Annotated in this window: 15 protein-coding genes and 2 tRNA genes; 7 read left to right on the forward strand and 10 right to left on the reverse strand. The window is 49.4% G+C overall.

Annotated elements, in window-relative coordinates:
- Window positions 1–25: 25 nt before the first annotated feature.
- Together CJA_RS07565 and CJA_RS07570 are read right to left on the reverse strand one after the other, a co-directional pair.
- On the reverse strand, window positions 26–2,710 hold the full coding sequence (locus CJA_RS07565; RefSeq protein WP_041552100.1) for an AAA domain-containing protein: 2,685 nt from the start codon (window positions 2,708–2,710) through the stop codon (window positions 26–28).
- A 38-nt stretch (window positions 2,711–2,748) separates the two neighbouring features.
- Window positions 2,749–4,947 carry a putative bifunctional diguanylate cyclase/phosphodiesterase gene (locus CJA_RS07570; RefSeq protein ID WP_012487177.1) on the reverse strand — a complete coding sequence of 733 codons (2,199 nt, stop codon included), beginning with the start codon at window positions 4,945–4,947 and terminating at the stop codon, window positions 2,749–2,751.
- A 223-nt stretch (window positions 4,948–5,170) separates the two neighbouring features.
- Between CJA_RS07570 and CJA_RS07575 the strand changes: the two genes are divergently transcribed.
- The 3 genes from CJA_RS07575 to queF are packed head-to-tail and all read left to right on the forward strand — an operon-like array spanning window position 5,171 to window position 7,747.
- Complete coding sequence (locus tag CJA_RS07575) at window positions 5,171–6,118, forward strand: ABC transporter ATP-binding protein (protein ID WP_012487178.1); 948 nt, start codon at window positions 5,171–5,173, stop codon at window positions 6,116–6,118.
- Window positions 6,115–6,888 carry an ABC transporter permease gene (locus CJA_RS07580; RefSeq protein ID WP_012487179.1) on the forward strand — a complete coding sequence of 258 codons (774 nt, stop codon included), beginning with the start codon at window positions 6,115–6,117 and terminating at the stop codon, window positions 6,886–6,888. The genes CJA_RS07575 and CJA_RS07580 overlap by 4 nt, the downstream gene beginning before the upstream one ends.
- Before the next feature lie 34 nt (window positions 6,889–6,922).
- Window positions 6,923–7,747 (forward strand): NADPH-dependent 7-cyano-7-deazaguanine reductase QueF, encoded by an 825-nt coding sequence (gene queF, locus CJA_RS07585; RefSeq protein ID WP_012487180.1) that lies wholly within the window; start codon window positions 6,923–6,925, stop codon window positions 7,745–7,747.
- A gap of 7 nt (window positions 7,748–7,754) precedes the next feature.
- On the opposite strand, the gene CJA_RS07590 is transcribed toward queF, so the two are convergent.
- Both CJA_RS07590 and CJA_RS07595 read right to left on the reverse strand, forming a co-directional pair.
- Window positions 7,755–9,137 carry an adenylate/guanylate cyclase domain-containing protein gene (locus tag CJA_RS07590; RefSeq protein ID WP_012487181.1) on the reverse strand — a complete coding sequence of 461 codons (1,383 nt, stop codon included), beginning with the start codon at window positions 9,135–9,137 and terminating at the stop codon, window positions 7,755–7,757.
- A gap of 141 nt (window positions 9,138–9,278) precedes the next feature.
- On the reverse strand, window positions 9,279–10,526 hold the full coding sequence (locus CJA_RS07595) for a hypothetical protein (protein WP_012487184.1): 1,248 nt from the start codon (window positions 10,524–10,526) through the stop codon (window positions 9,279–9,281).
- 185 nt (window positions 10,527–10,711) lie between these two features.
- Here CJA_RS07595 and CJA_RS07600 point away from each other — a divergent pair, with 185 nt between their 5' ends.
- The 3 genes from CJA_RS07600 (at window position 10,712) to CJA_RS07610 (ending at window position 11,788) form a co-directional block, all read left to right on the forward strand.
- Entirely contained in the window at window positions 10,712–11,269 is a 558-nt protein-coding gene (locus tag CJA_RS07600; protein ID WP_012487185.1) for a nitroreductase family protein, read from the forward strand.
- A 183-nt stretch (window positions 11,270–11,452) separates the two neighbouring features.
- Window positions 11,453–11,540, forward strand: a tRNA-Ser gene (locus tag CJA_RS07605).
- A 171-nt stretch (window positions 11,541–11,711) separates the two neighbouring features.
- Window positions 11,712–11,788 (forward strand) — tRNA-Arg (locus tag CJA_RS07610).
- Window positions 11,789–11,846: 58 nt separating this feature from the next.
- Here CJA_RS07610 and CJA_RS07615 read toward each other — a convergent pair.
- Together CJA_RS07615 and CJA_RS07620 are read right to left on the reverse strand one after the other, a co-directional pair.
- Window positions 11,847–12,197: a DUF1304 domain-containing protein gene (locus CJA_RS07615; RefSeq protein ID WP_012487186.1), complete on the reverse strand. Its 351-nt coding sequence runs from the start codon at window positions 12,195–12,197 to the stop codon at window positions 11,847–11,849.
- Between the two features lie 59 nt (window positions 12,198–12,256).
- On the reverse strand, window positions 12,257–13,255 hold the full coding sequence (locus CJA_RS07620) for an LLM class flavin-dependent oxidoreductase (RefSeq protein ID WP_012487187.1): 999 nt from the start codon (window positions 13,253–13,255) through the stop codon (window positions 12,257–12,259).
- A gap of 378 nt (window positions 13,256–13,633) precedes the next feature.
- On the opposite strand from CJA_RS07620, the gene CJA_RS07625 reads away from it, so the two are divergent.
- Window positions 13,634–15,784, forward strand: coding sequence for a hypothetical protein (locus CJA_RS07625; protein ID WP_012487189.1), 2,151 nt, complete (start codon window positions 13,634–13,636; stop codon window positions 15,782–15,784).
- A 67-nt stretch (window positions 15,785–15,851) separates the two neighbouring features.
- Here CJA_RS07625 and CJA_RS07630 read toward each other — a convergent pair whose 3' ends face one another.
- The 4 genes from CJA_RS07630 to CJA_RS07640 form a co-directional block, all read right to left on the reverse strand.
- Window positions 15,852–16,310: a hypothetical protein gene (locus tag CJA_RS07630; RefSeq protein ID WP_012487190.1), complete on the reverse strand. Its 459-nt coding sequence runs from the start codon at window positions 16,308–16,310 to the stop codon at window positions 15,852–15,854.
- A 79-nt stretch (window positions 16,311–16,389) separates the two neighbouring features.
- Window positions 16,390–16,515, reverse strand: a complete 126-nt coding sequence (locus tag CJA_RS19850) for a hypothetical protein (protein ID WP_262369367.1) — start codon at window positions 16,513–16,515, stop codon at window positions 16,390–16,392.
- Window positions 16,505–16,924, reverse strand: coding sequence for a type VII toxin-antitoxin system MntA family adenylyltransferase antitoxin (gene mntA, locus CJA_RS07635; protein WP_012487191.1), 420 nt, complete (start codon window positions 16,922–16,924; stop codon window positions 16,505–16,507). Before mntA ends, CJA_RS19850 begins: the two co-directional genes overlap by 11 nt.
- A gap of 264 nt (window positions 16,925–17,188) precedes the next feature.
- Complete coding sequence (locus CJA_RS07640) at window positions 17,189–18,478, reverse strand: ribonucleotide-diphosphate reductase subunit beta (RefSeq protein WP_012487192.1); 1,290 nt, start codon at window positions 18,476–18,478, stop codon at window positions 17,189–17,191.
- Between the last annotated feature and the right edge of the window lie 109 nt (window positions 18,479–18,587).

Here is an 18,587-nt window from a genome sequence, read left to right on the forward strand (position 1 = left end):
GCTTAAACATTTGTGCTCAGTGGGGTTAGGTTATTGAAGAATCGCTGCTCCAGGGAATTAAAAATTCTGCAATTTTTTCTTCAATATTGCTATCAATCGTTTTTAATCTGAGTAAAGGAATGTTACTTTTTTTCAGAATGTTGTTTTTCAATTCATCTCGCTCAGCTTGCTCTTCTGTGCTATGGGAGCGTCCATCAACCTCTATTACTCCTATTGGTGTTTTTCCCACTTTGAAATAGAGTACGAAATCACAACAAGCGCGATTTTTCATAAAGTTCAGTTCTCTTGGTGTAAATGTATTATTAGTTAATGATACTAATTGGATAAGAGCAACCTGGGTATGGAATGTAATCGCTTGATAAGCTTGCAGGGATAAAATGTCACGTAGCAATCGTGCTGCAATCTGCTCGGACATAAATTTAGAGTCGTTTGGGTTTAATCTGGCCTTGAGTTTTTCCAGTGACTGGTCATATTCCTCGTACAGTAAGTCGAAGGCTGAAATAACCGGGCTGTGGTAAATCTGCGAATCATCCGCATAATATTCGATGTAACGTATCAGGGCGGCAATATGCCCGTTCTTTTTGGTAAAGACATTGTCTCCTGTTACCAGCGTGAAGTTATGTTTGGCACGCGAAACTGCCACATTGATTAAATAAGGGTCATCGACAAACCCTATGTTTTTCTGGCTGCTGTTTTTTTTATCCAAAACGGTGGAGAAAATAATTTCGTCGCATTCCCTTCCCTGAAATTTATGCACTGTAGATTTAACGAAATCGCCCGGTAGATGTGTTTGTGAGAGACTGATTTGGGCGTTGTAGGGGGCAATAAATCCTCGGCTATTTTGGGCATCCCATTCGAGTGCACCTAATGACTCCAGTTCTCTCAGGTTTGAGAAGTTACGGGTATGGTTTCCCTTGGCAGTTACAATCAGTGATAACGCATTTTCGCCGGTATCTTGGGTCATGGGGATAAGTTGATTATTGTAGAACTGTTTGTTGCAGAATTGGATGATTTTGGGATGGCATCGGTAATGTTCTTTCAATAATGTTGTTGGGAGTCTATTGTTAAAAATACCTATACATGAATCCAGTAAGCTGTATTTGGCACAGTTGTAGAATTCAGTGGGTGGTGTAATGTCAATATTTACTGGAACGTGGGGAAGTTGTTTCCTGTCGCCGACGATAATCAGATTCCTGGTGCAACCCAGCCCTAATATTCCGGGAATAATATCTTGCTGTGATGCTTCATCAATGATTACATAGTCAAGAATGGCATTGTTAGCGATGGAGTTGATAATGGAATGCGTACTGCTGCCAATAATTGGATAACGGTTTACAAATGAGTCGAATTTCTTATTGTAATTGCTTTCACTAAACTCTTCCTGATGTGGAATATGCTGATAAAGATGATTTTTTAAGTAAGCCATTGACGAGTTTGTTAGATTGTTGAGTAGTGTCTTAAATTGGTTGTCTTCCAATTCCTTTTGATGTACTGCCAGTGAAGCTTTTTTGTGTTGTAGTGATTTTTCATAATAATGAAGTTGCAATGTGTAAATCAGGGATTTACGCTTCTCCCAATCATCGAAGGGTTTTATGCGAAAAATCCTAAAGTTCATTAACAGTTTTATCCTGTCCTTGATCGTTATACGTTTCATGGCAAGATGTGAAATGTAAGCCATTAGATCCGTAGTTTTTTGTGGTGATAGTTTGTATTTTTCAATTGGAAGGGGAGCGATTGTCAGGTTTTCACGTTGCCATTGCAGTAAATGTTGATGCTCTATGGCTAATTCGTCTATTTCACCCTGTAATTGGGCTGCCTGATTTTGAGCGTAAAGATGCAATTTCAGTTTTTGTCGGATGGCTTCTATGGCGTGAATATCGGGTGCTGATGCAGGTTCTTCCGATGGCACATTGAGTGGGGCGGCAAAAAAAGTCTTTCGGTTATCGGTACTGCCTAATCTGGCAACCAGGTAATCCAGTTCGGCTTTTTGCAGCTTCTCATAAACGTTTTCCACTGCTGCATTGTTATTGGACAAAATGGCGACGGTTTTTTTCTGCAATAAGATATTGGCCAGTATGTTTAATATTGTTTGGGTTTTCCCGGTTCCTGGAGGTCCCTCAATCAGACTGATTTGTGAAGAGAATGCTTGCTCTACCGCATTGAGTTGGCTTTCATTAATACCAAAGGGGTAGATATAGTACTTTGCCTGTTTGCGGGATTGATTTTGTCCCGTACAGTAGGCATGAAATGCAGTATCCTGATGTGGAACTATTTTTTCCATCTGACGTAACACATTCTCGGCGATGCGTTTGTCACTCCCTGTTGCATGATCAATTCGTGCTTGTGCTACAGCGCTGAAGTAACTGAATATTGCTTCGGTTTTAAGTGAGGTTTTGGGACTGAACTTTATGTCATCAGCTTTCATTACATAGGGTTTGTTATTCCCGGGGTAATAAACGACAGCGTATTTTCTGCCATACATTATCACTTTGTCGACATAACTAAACAGTAGGCTGCCCGGTTTTCCAAGGAGCTTCCCCCGCACCTCCTCTGTAGGTGTGATTGTGCAGGCTGCTAGTGGGCGTGTATAGGTTTTGCCGGAACGGAAGTGGCAGGTCAGTAATAATTCGCCTTGCGTATCACTATATCTCAGGGTCCAGTTGGTGATTTTTGGTGTTTTATTATCGCCATCAACGTAGATAGAAATCATGGTTTTCTTATTAACACATAAAATATTTTTACAGCCGTTTATCTGCAAACTGTTCCCTGCCTGGGAATATGAATGCCAAAGACTTCAGCAAATTCCATGGCTGAAATCGGGCGGCCAAAGAGATAACCTTGTCCTTCTTCGCATCCAAAGTCGCGCAGGAGTTTGCGTTGTATATCTTTCTCGATACCCTCGGCAATAGTTTCCAGTCCGAAACTGCGACTTATATCCAGGATAGCGCGTACGACAGAGGTATCCCGTTCAGATTCATGCAGGTTTTGTACAAAGGAGCGGTCTATCTTGATGCGGCTGAGTGGATATTGTTTGAGTAGGCTGAGCGATGCATAGCCAGTCCCAAAGTCATCAAATGCAATGCCGACCCCCAGCGCTCTCAGTCCCTGCAGGGCATCCAGGACGACATCATCGTAATCAAGCACAATATTTTCGGTAATCTCCAGTTCGATAGCTTGCGGCGGCAGACCATGCCGCGCCAGTGCGGCGGCAACATCATCGACAATATTGTTGACGCGAAATTGTGCCCCGAACAGGTTGATGCCCATACGGAAATCCCCAGCACCGTATCGACGCCAGAGGGCTGCCTGGGCGCAGGCTTCATCTAATACCCAAGAGCCTACGACAGCGGCAAGTGGGCCACCTTCCAGGGCGGGTAGAAATGCGGCAGGGGATAGCAAACCACGTTCCGGATGCTGCCAGCGAATGAGTGCTTCCGCACCTGCTAGCGAGCCATCTGCCAAATTAATTTGTGGCTGGTAGAAGAGAACAAATTCACCTGCGCTGACGGCACGGTGTAATTCAATGTTGTAAAGTCGCCGCGCAACCGCGTCCATTCGCAGTGCGGTCACAAACACAAATACCTGCCCACGACCCAGCTTTTTGGCCTTGAACAGGGCGAGGTCCGCATCGCCAATAAGTCCCAGGGCTTCCTGTGCATGGAGCGGAGCGACGGCCACCCCGCAACTGGCGGCTATACGTACTTCGTGCCCATCGATCACTATTGGATCTGCCAACCGGGCAATCAGGGCATGGGCCAGTTCTGCGGCCTGTTCGGGATGGTCGACGTCTGGAAGCAGGACCGCAAATTCATCGCCTCCAATGCGGGCAACAGTGTCAGCTGGCCCCATCGCTTGCTGAAGGCGGTTGGCAACTTCGCACAGGATGCTGTCTCCCACGCTGTGACCCAAGGTGTCGTTGATGTCTTTGAAACCGTCCAGATCAATCATCAATACAGCTGCCGGGGCAGGGCGCAGGAGCACTTCTTCGGTACGGCGATACAAGTTGGCACGGTTGGCCAGCCCGGTGAGGATGTCGGTATTGGCCAGCTGGTGTAGCTCCTCTTCCTTGCGGCGCCGTTCAGTGAGGTCTTGTACATGGGCGTTGAATATCAGGCGTCCATGCTCCCTCCAGCAAAATAGGGAAAGTCCCAGCAGGAACTCCGAGCTATCCTTGCGTTTTCCCTTTAGGCCTTTGGGCATGGCAAGTCCATCCATGGTGCCTGCCGCCGCCGCACGTGCTATCAGGTCTGCTACCAGGGGACGATCATATTCAGATACCAGGGTTTGAACAGGCCTGCCCGTACCTTCGGAGAGTTCATAGCCGTAGAGTGAGGCGGCGGCATCATTCCAGGCAACAATGCCACCCTGTTCATCAAACCAGATAACGGCTGTCGGTGAGTTGCGGGCAAACTCTTCAAATGGGCGCCTGGCCTGTTCCGTAGAGATCTCCAGGCGGCGCAATTCCAGCCTGTCGGATGCCATTTGCGCCAGTTCGCTGAGGCGGCTGCAATCTGCAGGTGAAAAATTGTGGTGCGGTTTGCTGTCGATAATACACAGCGCTCCGAGGGCGTGCCCCTCGGGGGATAGCAGGGGAACACCGGCATAGAAACGCAAATTGGTGGGGCCTGTGACAAGGGGGTTATCGTGAAAGCGTTCATCCAGGGTGGTATCGGGGATGACCATTACATCATGTTGGTTGATAGCATGTGCGCAAAAGGAGACATCTCGCCTCATATCCACATTCTTTCCGTCAAAGCCGGCACTGGCTGCAAAGAAGACGTGGTCGCTGCTGATCATGTTGATGGCGGCTACCGGCATGCCAAACATCTGTATGGCGATCTGGACTACCGGATCCAGGCTGGGGAGCGGGCGGTCATTGCCAAGTCCATAGCTGGATAAGGCTTTGAGCCTTTCCTGTTCCGTAGTCGGTATTGTGGGGCACTTCATGTGCGCGATCCTCTGGACGTCAGTCTTGCCTGGCAACTAGCCTGGTACTCTCCAAAGGCGCTGCCTGTAGTAGATGGAATCTGTAAAAAACTAGCACATCTTTGGAGTTAATGCAGTTTGCCCACAATTCCAGGCGACAGGAAATTCTTTACTTTCCCGTTTGTCCCCGGCCCTTTATCATCCTCACCCCCTGGTGTTTATGCCACTCAATCAGGATTATCCTATGTCCACTGCACTTGCCGTCGAGCAACTCTGCAAAGTTTATGGTTCAGGACTGGAAGCTCTCAAGGGTATCAGTCTGGATGTCATGCCTGGCGATTTTTTCGCCATCCTGGGCCCCAATGGCGCGGGAAAGTCTACATTGATCGGGATTATCAGTTCCCTGGTGCGCAAGACCTCTGGTCGTGTACGAATTTTTGATACGGATATCGATGACAATTTCTCGCGTGCCAAACAACTGCTGGGTGTCGTACCCCAGGAGTTTAATTTCAGCGTTTTTGAAAAAGTTGAAGATATTGTGCTGCAACAGGCCGGTTATTACGGTTTACCTCGCGCCCAGGCGCAGGAGCGTACCCGCTTACTCTTGCAGCAGTTATCCCTGTGGGATAAGCGAGATACACCGGCGCGTATGCTATCCGGTGGTATGAAACGACGCTTGATGATTGCCCGAGCCTTGGTACATAACCCTCAATTGCTGATTCTGGACGAACCCACTGCCGGCGTTGATATAGAACTGCGCCGCTCCATGTGGGATTTTTTGCGCGAGATCAACCAGCAGGGGACAACCATTATTCTGACAACGCACTACCTGGAAGAAGCAGAAAGCCTCTGTCGCAATGTAGCCATTATTGACCACGGCACCATTGTGCAGAACACCAGCGTCAAGAGCTTACTCCAGCAACTGAACAAAGAAGTGTTTATTTTTGATGTAAAGGGCCAGCTACCCCATTTGCCGGTGTTACACGGCTATAACCTGGTGCAACTGGACGATCACTCCTTTGAAGTTGAGGTTGTTAAAGGACAATCGTTAAATGCGGTATTTGCCCAACTGACAGAACAACAGATTGATATCGTCAGTATGCGCAATAAAGCCAACCGATTGGAGGAGTTATTCGTCGCTATGGTGAATGCAAACAAACACGTGGCAAACCCTGTGGAGGCAAGATCATGAGTCCGCATGAACAGTGGGTTGCATTTGTTACGATTGTGCGTAAGGAGATCAAGCGGTTTACCCGTATATGGATACAGACACTGCTTCCGCCAGCTATCACCATGGTGTTGTACTTTATTATTTTTGGAAAGATGGTGGGCAGTCGTATCGGGGAGATGGGCGGTGTCAGCTACATTGATTTCGTTGCTCCCGGTTTGATTATGATGGCGGTGTTAACCAATGCCTATGCGAATGTGTCCTCTTCTTTTTTCAGTGCCAAGTTCCAGCGTAGTGTAGAGGAAATCCTGGTTTCACCAACGCCTAATGTGATTATCTTGTTGGGGTATGTCATCGGCGGTGTTGCACGTGGGTTGGCGGTGGGGGTTATTGTGACCCTGGTGGCCATGGCATTTACCGACTTGAAAATTACCCATGGGTTCGTCACTTTTTTTATCCTGTTGATGACCGCTATCCTGTTTTCCCTGGCTGGATTTATTAATGCCGTTTACGCTAACAGTTTTGACGATATTTCGATTATTCCGACATTTGTATTAACGCCCTTAACCTATCTTGGCGGCGTTTTTTACTCTATCAGCTTATTGCCGCCTGTGTGGCAAACCCTGTCAGCGTTTAATCCCATATTGCATATGGTCGATGCTTTCCGGTATGGCATGTTGGGTATTGCGGATACCGGATTGGTGTTTGCTTTTGTAGAACTGGGGGTGTTGGTGGTGGTACTGACACTGGTTGCACTCTATTTACTAAAATCCGGCAAGCGTTTGCGTGCCTGATGTCTGGGATTTTTGCGGATTTACAGGTGATCCTATGAGCCATAACCCCCTCGGTCGGCAGACAGACTATGTTTCCAGCTATGCGCCGGAGTTATTGTTTCCCATCGCCCGTTCGGACTCCCGCCAGTTACTGAGTCTGGGGAGCAGTTTGCCGTTCAGGGGGGTAGATTTGTGGACGGGCTATGAACTCTCCTGGCTTGATTCCCGGGGTAAGCCACAGGTGGCTGTTGCGGAATTTGTATTGCCCTGTGATAGCGAATTTATGGTGGAATCAAAATCCTTTAAGCTTTATTTAAATTCCTTTAACCAGACACACATTGCCGATACTACCCAGCTGCGCGCCATGCTGGCACGGGATCTTTCTGCGGTGATTGGAAAACCGGTAGAGGTGCACCTCTATACCGTTGGGGACCACCTTTCTGCCCTGGGGAAAATTCACGCCTGTGATGGTGTGTGCCTGGATGGTTTACCTGTTGCAATCGATACCTATCATCCCCAGCCGGATTACCTGGGATGTCAGGTCAGTGCAGGAGTAGTGGATGAGTCTGTCTATTCCCATCTGTTGAAAACCAACTGCCCGGTGACAGGACAGCCTGATTGGGCCAGTGTGCAGATCCGTTATCGCGGCAAGGCAATCAGCCATGAAGGTTTGTTACGCTATATAGTGTCTTTTCGCGAGCACCAGGATTTTCACGAGCACTGTGTCGAGCGGATATTTATGGATATCTGGCAGCGTTGTGCACCTGAATCACTGACAGTTTATGCGCGTTATACCCGCCGTGGTGGCTTGGATATTAATCCTTTGCGTACCAGCGAGCATCGATGGTCTCTGGAGAGCAAGCGCTTATTGCGCCAGTAGGTTTTATCTAAACGATAACCTTGTCCTTCAGGCGCGCTGCGGCTTTTTCAAGTGATTCGATAACACGTTGCTTGTCGTAGTTGCGCACCTTATCCATATCCAGGTACATGGAAAAGCCTTCAGCACGGTCTTCGAAGTAAGATTGGTTTTTGCCCATCTCTTTGCGCAAGTCTGCGACCTGGTACACCTTGATCGGCATAGCAAACCCCTTTACCTGGATTTCTCCCTTATCGCGGCACATCACCGTATCTTTTACCAGGGACCAGGTTTCATGGGAGATCAGGATCTCGTCGGGTTCAGCCGCGGACTCCAGTCGGCTTGCCAGGTTTACCTGGGTGCCCAGTACGGTGTAATCCAGGTGATTGGATGTACCAAAGGTACCTACGGTGCAGTAGCCGGTATTGATACCCATTCGTACTTGCAGTGGTTTTTTAATGCCCTGGTTAAACCATTCCTGTTGCAGGGATTTGATCTTCTTTTTCATGGCTATGGCCATGGCAACACAGCGGGTTGCATCGTCTTTAACACCTTTACTGGCACTATCGCCAAATAGCACCATGATTCCATCGCCCATAAACTTATCGATGGTGCCACCATAGTGCGCGACAATTTTCGACATCTCGGTAAGGTAATGGTTGAGCAGCTCTGTGAGTGCCTCTGCTTCGATTTCTTCGGCAAGCTGGCTAAAGTCCTTGATATCGGAGAAAAACACACTAATCCGTTTGCGCTCGGCTTGCAGGTGTTTATCGTCGCCCCGGTTGATAGCCTGCCATACCGTTGGCGGTAGATAGCGCGATAATTTATAGGCGCGGATCTTGTGCCACTTCTGTTCGTTTTCCAGTTGTTGCAGGCTCATGGCCTGTTTGTGAAAACGCTGGTGCATATAAATTGCATACACCAGAAAGTAGGTAGCGACCCCGATCAGGCTGGCGGCACTGATCTCAATATTGCTGGAAAGCACTAGCTGTGGGCTATGGATAAACAGGCTAATAATAATCCCGATGGCGAAGGCGGTGTTGTCCTCCATCAGTTTGCGAAAACCGCCGTTAATCAACGCATTGAACTGGATCATTGTCAGGAACATGATGCTGGGCAGTATGCTGAAATTGGTCAGGCTTAATACCAATCCGATCAGCCCGGCGTCTACATAGGTCAGCCAGCGCCCAATGCGGGAGATCTGTTCCGGTAATAATTTGCGGGTAAAGTGGAATGTGGCGTAGGCATAGATCAGTAAAAGGCTGATCATAAACATATGCAACAAGTTGGGGTTGGCCCAATCGGCCCTGGCGGCCAGGGTTCCCGCTGCAGCAAAGCAGATAAGCGCCCGAAAATAATACTGCTGGGTGGGGTTCTCAGTTTGTAATTGTTTTGTATCAGTCTGGCTATTCATGGGCTAAAGACCTTGTAATTACCCGCCCGGCACAATCCGGCCAACACGCTGGCCTTGAGTACCGCAAACGCCAAATTAAACGGGTTTTTACCGCAAAAGTCCATGATGCGGCTGAAAATGCTAATTTATTGATCAATTAGCTTATTTTAGTTTTAACGCGAGATATTTCTCTTCCAAATCGGCATATTGTTTTTGTAGGGACAAAAAGTTGGCCTGGAGTTGATCCAGTGCATTGTTATTATCGGTTGGATGCTCATCACTGTGTTTATTTATTGTCTCGATATTGCTGCGCAGGCTGCGGTTTTCCGCTTCGAGTTCATCAATATCGTGGAGCAGGTGTTTGCTTTCCAGGGTAAAGCGTTGCAGGGTTTCCTTAATCTGCTGGTTTTCTTCGCTGATTTGATGGTCGGCTTGTAGTTGATGTTCCAGCTTGGTAATTTTTTCGTTGGCATGAGTCAACTCATCCTCCAACAGCCGGATGCAAGTATCTGACTCCTGCACAAAGCGGATTTGCCGTTGCAGTTGTTGTTCAAGCTCATGGACGATGACGACCTTTTCATGATCGGAGTTAGCTTCTTCCAGTTTGCGTTGCAGGTTGTTGATAAGTCGGTATTGGTCTGCTGCGACATTGCGCAGCTTGAAGATTTCTTCTGCTGCCCTGGGGTCCTGGCGTATTACCGTGATAGTCCTGGTATCCTCCAGGCTCTGCCCGGTACGGCTAAAATGGTGATCCATTCCCTGATAGCTATTGTGGTAGCTGTTTAGCAGCGATTCGAACCGCTCCCTATCGTCAAGGGCAATACCCAATTTATTGCCCAGGGCAAAAAGTTCGTTGTAGTAGTTACTGGCATTTACCTTCGCACTATTCCATTGTTCTTCTAACTCAAAAAATAGCGTTTTAAATTTTTCGAGATTTTCTATGCGCTTTTTGCAGGTTTCCAGCTCTGCCAGAGTCTGGGGATCCGTGGCATCCGGTGGGGAAAGCAGGGGTTCAAGTGCCTGCTCAAAAAGTGCCCAGTAACGATCGCTGCCGGCAGTTTCTGTTGTACCTAACTCCTCCGCGCGCAGGAAGGCGTAGCGCAAAGCCACAATCCGCTGGTTGGTTGGGACATCGCTGGGCTGTATACCGCTAATATCGCTACCGGGTGCAAGGTGATTAAAGTGGGTCCGGGTTAGCTCCAGCTCCTGGTTGATGAACTGTTTATAACTGATGGGATGGGGTTTGATGTCGAAGGGCTGCCTATCGCTGATGACATCCAAAAGTTTCTGTTGTTGGCGGCGCAGGAGCGTCTTCTGTTTTCGGGCATGCCAGAACAGGAGTAGGGTTGCCCCTATCAGTAATAGGTAAACCTCAGCGGCAACAGCCAGTATTAATGGAGGTATTTGCATGGGGTCAGCTCTGCGGCGAGCCTCTTGGGTTAGATATTCACCAGATCACAGGTGGAATATGCCCGCACGCAATCGGTTGTTGGGCAAGTGTGCTTCCATTTGTATAATCGCTTGCTCTTATATAGTCAAAAATCACCCTGGCTGCCAGTTAGTTGGGAATTACATTTTGCAGAGGATGTACTTCGATGGATGCAATCAAAGCGCTTCATGAACGGGTATCAGTCGCGAAACTGGCTGAGCCAGGCCCCAGTATGGATCAATGCCGTAGCTTGATTCGAGCTGCATTGCGCGCGGCAGATCATGGCAATCTCCAGCCCTGGCGTTTCTTGCTTGTCCAGGGGGAGGGGCGGAGGCAGTTGGGTGAGCTGTTTGTGAGCGCTGCCCGTGCCAAAGGTGAGCCGCTTGGTGATGCTGCGATAGAGCGTTTTAAGTCTATGCCGCTGCGGGCGCCCATGGTGATGGTTGTTATCGCGCGCACTCAGGAACATCCCAAGGTGCCAATAGTTGAGCAGCAGTATTCTGCCGCCGCTGCCGCCCAGAATGTGGTTAATGCTGCTTATGCACTCGGTTTGGGAGCGATTTGGCGTACAGGTGATCTTGCGTATGATCCCGGTGTTGCTGCAGGGTTGGGATTGGCAGAAGGGGAAAGCATTATTGGCTTTATTTACATCGGAACGCCTATTAATTCACCAGAGCCGGCTCGTGAGAGTAATCCGGATATATTTTTTCAGTTCTGGCCATAACATTAAGATTGCGTTTGCTTTTTTGCTTGTGTACATTAGCGCGCCTTTGCAGCGGCTAGTGTCTGCAGCAAGAAAATGGTGAGCTGTCCGAGTGGCCGAGCCGAAGGCAACGCCCGAAGGGGCGGTACCGAGCACGCCGCGTGTGTGTGAATCCGGGATAGATTCGAATAACGCGATTTTTATGGTGAGATGTCCGAGTGGCCGAAGGAGCACGCCTGGAAAGTGTGTATACCGCAAGGTATCGAGGGTTCGACTCCCTCTCTCACCGCCAAATTTGCCTTGGATGCGCAGTAATCATCCCTTGTGGATGTTATTAAGGCAGCTTGATCGGTTTTTGTAAGCTTTTGATTTTAAAAGTATTAATTTCAAAAAATCGCAAGAAAAATTGAAATAAATACTTGACGAGTTAAACCCCGGTCAATAGAATGCGCGCCTCAACAACGCACTCGTAGCTCAGCTGGATAGAGTACTCGGCTACGAACCGAGCGGTCGGAGGTTCGAATCCTCCCGAGTGCGCCATATACAAAAGCCCATCCTTGTGATGGGCTTTTTCATTTCTGGTTAGCGAGTTTTCTTGCTACAGGCCGAGTGCAAGCAATGCTAGTGCAAGACACGCCGGGACGGTTTGTATCAGTAGTATTTTGCGTGCCGCTGTCAATCCGCCGTAAATGCCTGCGATGGCGATACAGAGTAGAAAGAAAATCTGGGTACCTTCGTTACCCAGCCATAAACCCCACACAAGCCCTGCGGCTAAAAAACCGTTGTATAACCCTTGGTTCGCTGCAAGTACTTTTGTCAGTGCCGCCTTTTGCGGTGTGTTTCCGAAGGCGCGTAACCCGGCGGGCCTTTCCCACAAAAACATTTCCAGTATCAGGATATACAGGTGGAGTAGTGCAATAAGCGCAACAAGAATACTGGCAAGCGACATGACTTTCTCCTGATTCCACAAGGCAATTTTACAGGGCGCAAATCCCGGCCTGAAAATATTCAAAACCGTTTGATATTGAGCCCTGCGAGCATTTCCAGTATGCCGATGCGAAGATGGGTATCGAATATATCGATCGTAAACATAAATTCATCAATACCAATTTCGGCGGCGAGATAATTCAGGGTTGTTTCAACCTGGCTTGGTGTACCTATGGATGCTAGCGCTAAAAATTCTTTCACGCCAAATTCTTCCTGGGCAGACCATAAACCCTCCATGGAGTCGACAGGTGGTTTCAGATACATAGGCTCACCGCGAAACAGCGCCAGGATTCGCTGGTAGACGGTTGTTGCCAGTTTGTCAGCAGTGGCTTTGGTATCGGCCACTATCACCGGCATCCCCAGCATAAAATAGGGCTTATCCAGGCAGGGGGATGGCGTGAAGTTGTTGCGATAAATCTGTGCAGCCTCGCGCATGTGCTTGGGCGCAAAATGGCCGGCGAATGCGTAAGGCAAGCCTTTGGCGGCGGCCAGATGGGCGCTGTACAGACTTGATCCCAACATCCAGATCGGGACCTGGGTGCCGCTGCCGGGAATTGCCTTAAGCCTTTGCATGGGGGTATCAGGCGCAAGCAGCTGCTCAAGGATGCGGACTTCGCTGGCAAAGTCGTCTGCTGCGTTTAGGTCCCGGCGCAAGGCGCGTGCGGTTACTATATCCGTGCCCGGGGCGCGACCCAGGCCCAGGTCAATACGGTCGGGATAAAGCGATGCCAGGGTGCCGAATTGCTCCGCGATGACCAGCGGTGGGTGGTTAGGCAGCATAATCCCGCCGGAGCCAACCCTTAGTCGCTCTGTATTGGCAGCGATATAACCGATCAGAACACTGGTGGCACTGCTCGCAATACCTTCCATATTGTGGTGTTCTGCAAGCCAAAAGCGCGTAAAACCCAGTTGGTCAGCCGCCTGGGCATAGTGGCGTGAATGGTTCAACGTGGAATGAATCGATTCGCCTTCACGGACCGAGGCCAGTTCGAGCAGGGAAAGGGGAATTTCGGAGCGCATAGCCATTACCTCGTTGCCAGCTGTTACCCGATATAAAATTGTAAAAGCTGAAGCGGGGCAGGGTGAAGTAAAAAGGCGTGATCCCCTTTGGTCGGTGACAAGTGTCAGTCTGTGGAAAATAGGCTACAAACGCAGTAGCCGGCGTGTTGTTTTGCGTATTTTTGCCTTCAAACAGCCCGTATTCGCGGCTACACTGTGGCCCTGTCTTTGATTAAATCATATGGGTTGGACACATTTTTAACTGCCTCTTCATTATTAATGAGGTAGTCCAGGCCAGTTTTTGGCAATGCATGTGCTTTAACGACATGCGCTTTAACAAACAGGAAGGCTCGCTTGGGGCGATGCCTGCATAACGCTGCAAACAAGGGTGTAATCTCAATGACAACGCAAACTCCTCATTATTGGCAATTTTTCCGTGCGGGTGGCTTTGACCAGGTACAGTTGAATACACCAGCTGACCTGGCTGATCTGGCCAACCTCGATCAAAAACTCTGGGCTGCGCTGGCATGTCCTACAGATACACTCGAGGCTGACTCACGCATGTTGGCCTATATCGATGTCAATAAAGATGGCCGTATTCGTGCCCGTGAGCTGCTCGCGGTGATTGAATGGACCCTGGCTCGCCTCGATAATCCGGATGTACTATTCGAAGATGGCCCCTTGCCACTAACGGCATTAAGTAAAGATGAGATAGGCCAGAATTTACTGGCTACAGCACAGCGTTTGCTGAAAGTGATTGAGCGTGAAAATGATACGCACCTGAGCAGTGCTGACACCGATGACTTATCCGTACTCTTTCCACCCACAGAACCCAATGGCGATGGCTTGATTCCCGCGTCCTTGACTGATGATGAATCCCTAAAAGCCGCTATTAATGACATTATCACTGTGACTGGCGGTGCCGTGGATCGCAGTGGTGAGCCGGCAGTATCGGAAGAGGCCATTACCGCGTTCTTCGCGCAGGTGGCAGAGGTCAGTGCCTGGCATCAGCAATCCAATGATGCCAGTCTGTTTCCCTTCGGCGATAACACGGCCGATGCCATAGCCGCCATTTCTGCATTAAAGGAAAAAGTGGAAGATTATTTCACCCGTGTGGACTTGGCTGAATTCGATCCGCGTGCACAGCACATCGTCAATGGAGAAGAGTCAGAGCTTGTGCGTTTGTCCGCGTTGAGCCTGGCCAATACGGATGAACTAAAAAGTTTGCCTTTGGCCGGTATTCACCATGGTGACAAGCTGCCGTTAACCCAGGGGATTAACCCGGCTTATGCTGAGGCCGTCGCCAGTTTACATCGCCTGGTAGTCGCACCCCTGTTGGGTGAAAACGTCACTGCAATTTCACGTAGCGAATGGCGTAGTGTAGCGGCAAAAGCCGATAGCTTTTTTACCTGGCAGGCAGAACGTCCACCAGTGGCTTTTCTCGACCATCTGCCGGCAGAGCGCGCACAGGAGTTGATAGACAGCCGGACAGAGGCCGCATTATTGGAATTGGTGCAAAAAGATTTGGCAGTAGCGGATTCTGCCGATGGATTGGTTGAGCTGGATAAATTGCTGCGTTTTAAAGCGGGCCTGGTAACCCTGTTGCGCAACTTTGTCTCTTTTTACGATTTTTATTCGCGCCAGAAAAAAGCCATTTTCCAGGCCGGTTCACTCTTTATTGACGGTAAAAGTTGCGATCTGGTAGTAGAAGTTAAAAGCGTTGATGCACACGCGGCTGTTGCCAGCAAAAGCAATAGCTATTTGGTGTACTGCAATTGTACCCGCCGTGGCGAACCCGTGAATGGCAAAGAAGCTTTGAGTGTTGTAGCCGCCATTACCGCCGGTGAAGAAGGCGATATTATGGTGGGCCGCAATGGCCTGTTTTACGATCGCGACGGCAATGACTGGGATGCAACGGTTGTTAAGGTTGTACAAAATGCTATCAGTGTGCGAGAGGCTTTCTGGAGCCCATATCGTCGGATCTCCACCTTTATTTCCGATCAAGTCCAAAAACTTGCAGCCAGTCGTGATTCTGACATGGTTAATTCCACTACCAATAAAATCGGTGAAGCTGCTGCAGCTCCGGACGCAAAAGCAGCTGTTGCGGAGAAGTCATTCGATATCGCCAAGTTTGCCGGTATTTTTGCCGCTATAGGGCTGGCAGTTGGTGCGTTAGGGACTGCGTTAGCCGCCGTGTTTACTGGCTTAATGTCTCTGGTCTGGTGGAAATTCCCGTTGGTTATCCTCGGGATAATACTCGCTATTTCCGGCCCTTCCATGCTGCTGGCCTGGTTCAAGTTGCGTCGCCGCAGCCTCGGCCCGATCCTTGATGGCAATGGTTGGGCAGTAAATACCCAGGCCAAAATCAGTATCCCCTTTGGTGCAGAACTCACCGAACTCGCCAGCTTGCCAAAAGGCTCGCGCCGTTCACTGCGTGACCCCTATGAACAAAGCAGGCCTGTATGGCCTTATGTATTGTTGGTCATTGTTATTGTTGGATATGGGGTTTACCACTTTGACCTGCTTGCTCGATTCTTTCCGGCGGGCTAGTAGCACGGTATTGATGAGTATTAAAAAAGCGGACGTTAAACATATGTCCGCTTTTTTATTTAATATCTTATTTTAATGCCTTAAATCCCTGTGCTGGACGGGTTTCCTCGTAGTTGCTGTGGTACATATCCATATATAGCGTATGGTTTACAACCCCTTTGTTGGTATCACAGATAACGACATAGGCATCCATGATAGAACCATAAGGGCCAATTCCTGCGCTGCCTTCACGCGAAAAGGCGGAAACGGCTTCTCCGTTATCACAAATCAGCCGCGACAAATATCGGCGCTGCCCGGAAGGGCCGGATGCTCTTACCGGGTTTTCGGCAGAGCCCAAGGGATATTTTTCAATTTCCTGTGGATCTGGTGTGATACTTTGCCCAAACAAGGCCGTTAAGGTTGCAGCTAGATCCTGGTCTTCGGTTTCAGTCGTATTTTTCGATTGTGACTTTTCCGGAGTTTTGCTGGGGACAGCGGCACAGCCAACTAGTGTAAGAAAAACAGTGAGAAAAATAATTTTTTTCATGGTTTCTGCCAGCGCCTCGCAATAGATGTCTTTAGGTTATATAGAGATTATTGTTTGTGTATAGGTTGGGTACGACAGGTTATGCGGCATCTTGTCGGCTGTAGTCGGTCGCGAAGTTAGTTCCTGCTTTGGTATATTCCTCGCGTACGCGATTTCTACAGCGCTCTATGCTGGCGGCTTTATTGATCAATATGTCATCTACCATAAACGGTTCCAGTCTCACGTATTTCATTGAGTTGCTCTGCTCGAAGTTCATCCGGGGCGAGTTTTTCATTTAATACAAACACATCAAACAAGTCCGCCTGAGTGTCTTTCGTCCAGAGGCGCTTGCCTGTGATGATGACTTGGTATTGCATCACGGTGGAGGCGGCACGCAGGTCAAGCAAGTCTACCTCGTAACCCAATTTATCAGCCAGTTGGTTGGCTGTTTCAAATAGCTGTAGTGGGGTGGCATAGCCTGCCACCAGTACAGCCAGATCCAGGTCACTCTGGACATTGGCCGTACCCTGTACACGGCTGCCGAAGGCATAAATACCCAGGGCATTAGGAAAGGTGTGTTGCAGTTCAGTGCAAACCAACGCTTCGGCTTCGGGTGTTAGTGAATAGCTGTTCATAAACGCTCCAAAAAAACTCCCAACACCATGCCTCCATTATCATCAAGTGTGATATATGAAAATTCACTACTAATTTTTATTCGTGATATGCTGTTTGCCATAATGTGTCCTTTAATCAAAAATAAAAAACCGCTATTCAGCCCCACCAGAAAACATCTGACAAAGCTCAATAGCGGTTCAGGTTTATTCACTCCGGAATATATAATCCGTTTGTAATGGTAGGTTGGGCATTGCTGCCCAACCTACGCGGGAATTAAATAATTTTTAATCCCAGGAAAGCGCTCCACCTGTTTGATACTCGATTACGCGTGTTTCAAAGAAATTCTTCTCCTTACGCAAGTCCATAATCTCGCTCATCCAGGGGAAAGGGTTCTGCGCGCCGGGGAATTGTTCTTTCAGGCCGAGCTGGGCGCAGCGGCGGTTGGCGATGAAGTGGAGGTATTCTTCCATCATGGCGGCGTTCATGCCGAGGACGCCGCGGGGCATGGAGTCGCGTGCGTATTGGATTTCCAGCTCGGTGCCTTCGAGGATCATTTGCAGTACTTCTTGCTGGAATTCTGCGGTCCACAGGTGCGGGTTTTCCAGTTTGATCTGGTTGATGACGTCGATACCAAAGTTGAGGTGCATGGATTCGTCGCGCAGGATGTATTGGAACTGCTCGGCGACACCAGTCATTTTGTTGCGGCGGCCCATGGAGAGGATTTGGGTAAAGCCGCAGTAGAAGAAAATCCCTTCGGTGACGACATAGAAGGCCACCAGGTTGCGCAGCAGTTCCTGGTCGGTTTCCGGGGTGCCGGTGGTGAAGGTCGGGTTGCCTAATGAATGGGTGTGGTGCAGGCTCCAGGCGGCTTTGTTGGCCACGCTGGGCAGTTCGCGGTACATGTTGAAGACTTCGCCTTCGTCCATGCCGAGCGATTCAATACAGTATTGGTAGGCGTGGGTGTGGATGGCTTCTTCAAACGATTGACGCAGGATGTACTGGCGGCACTCGGGGTTGGTGATCAGGCGGTAAATGGCCAGTACCAGGTTGTTGGCTACCAGGGAGTCAGCGGTGGAGAAGTAGCCGAGGCTGCGCATGACGATGCGGCGTTCGTCTTCGGTGAGGCCGTCTTTGCTTTTCCACAGGGCGATGTCGGCGGTCATGTTGACTTCTTGCGGCATCCAGTGGTTAGCACAGCCATCGAGGTATTTCTGCCAGGCCCAGTCGTATTTGAACGGCACCAGTTGGTTGAGGTCGGCGCGGCAGTTGATCATGCGCTTGTCATCGACCTGGATACGGGCGGCGCCCATTTCCAGTTCTTCGAGGCCGGGTGCCGGGTCGAGTTTGGCGAGGCTGGCGCGCGCCTGGGCGAGGGCGGGGCTGATGCCGGGTTCCTGGGCGGCTTGGGCAAAGCTGGTGTTGGCAACAGGGGCTTCTGCCTGGGCATTGGCTTGCTGTGTTTGCACCGGTTGTGCCTGCTGTGGTTCAGGCTTGTTCAGGTTAGTGTTGATGGCGTCCTGACGCGCGGCTTGTTTTACCACTTCTTCAGCTTCGAAATCGTCCCAACTTAACATAGTCACCCTCTTAATCTCTCTGGTGTTGTTGATGGCTGTTGTACTGCCACCCACTATTTCATATGGCACTCGGTGTAGTGATGATGTGCATCAATTACCCGGAATGTTT

It is taken from the genome of Cellvibrio japonicus Ueda107 (genome assembly GCF_000019225.1).
Taxonomy (GTDB): Bacteria; Pseudomonadota; Gammaproteobacteria; order Pseudomonadales; family Cellvibrionaceae; genus Cellvibrio; species Cellvibrio japonicus.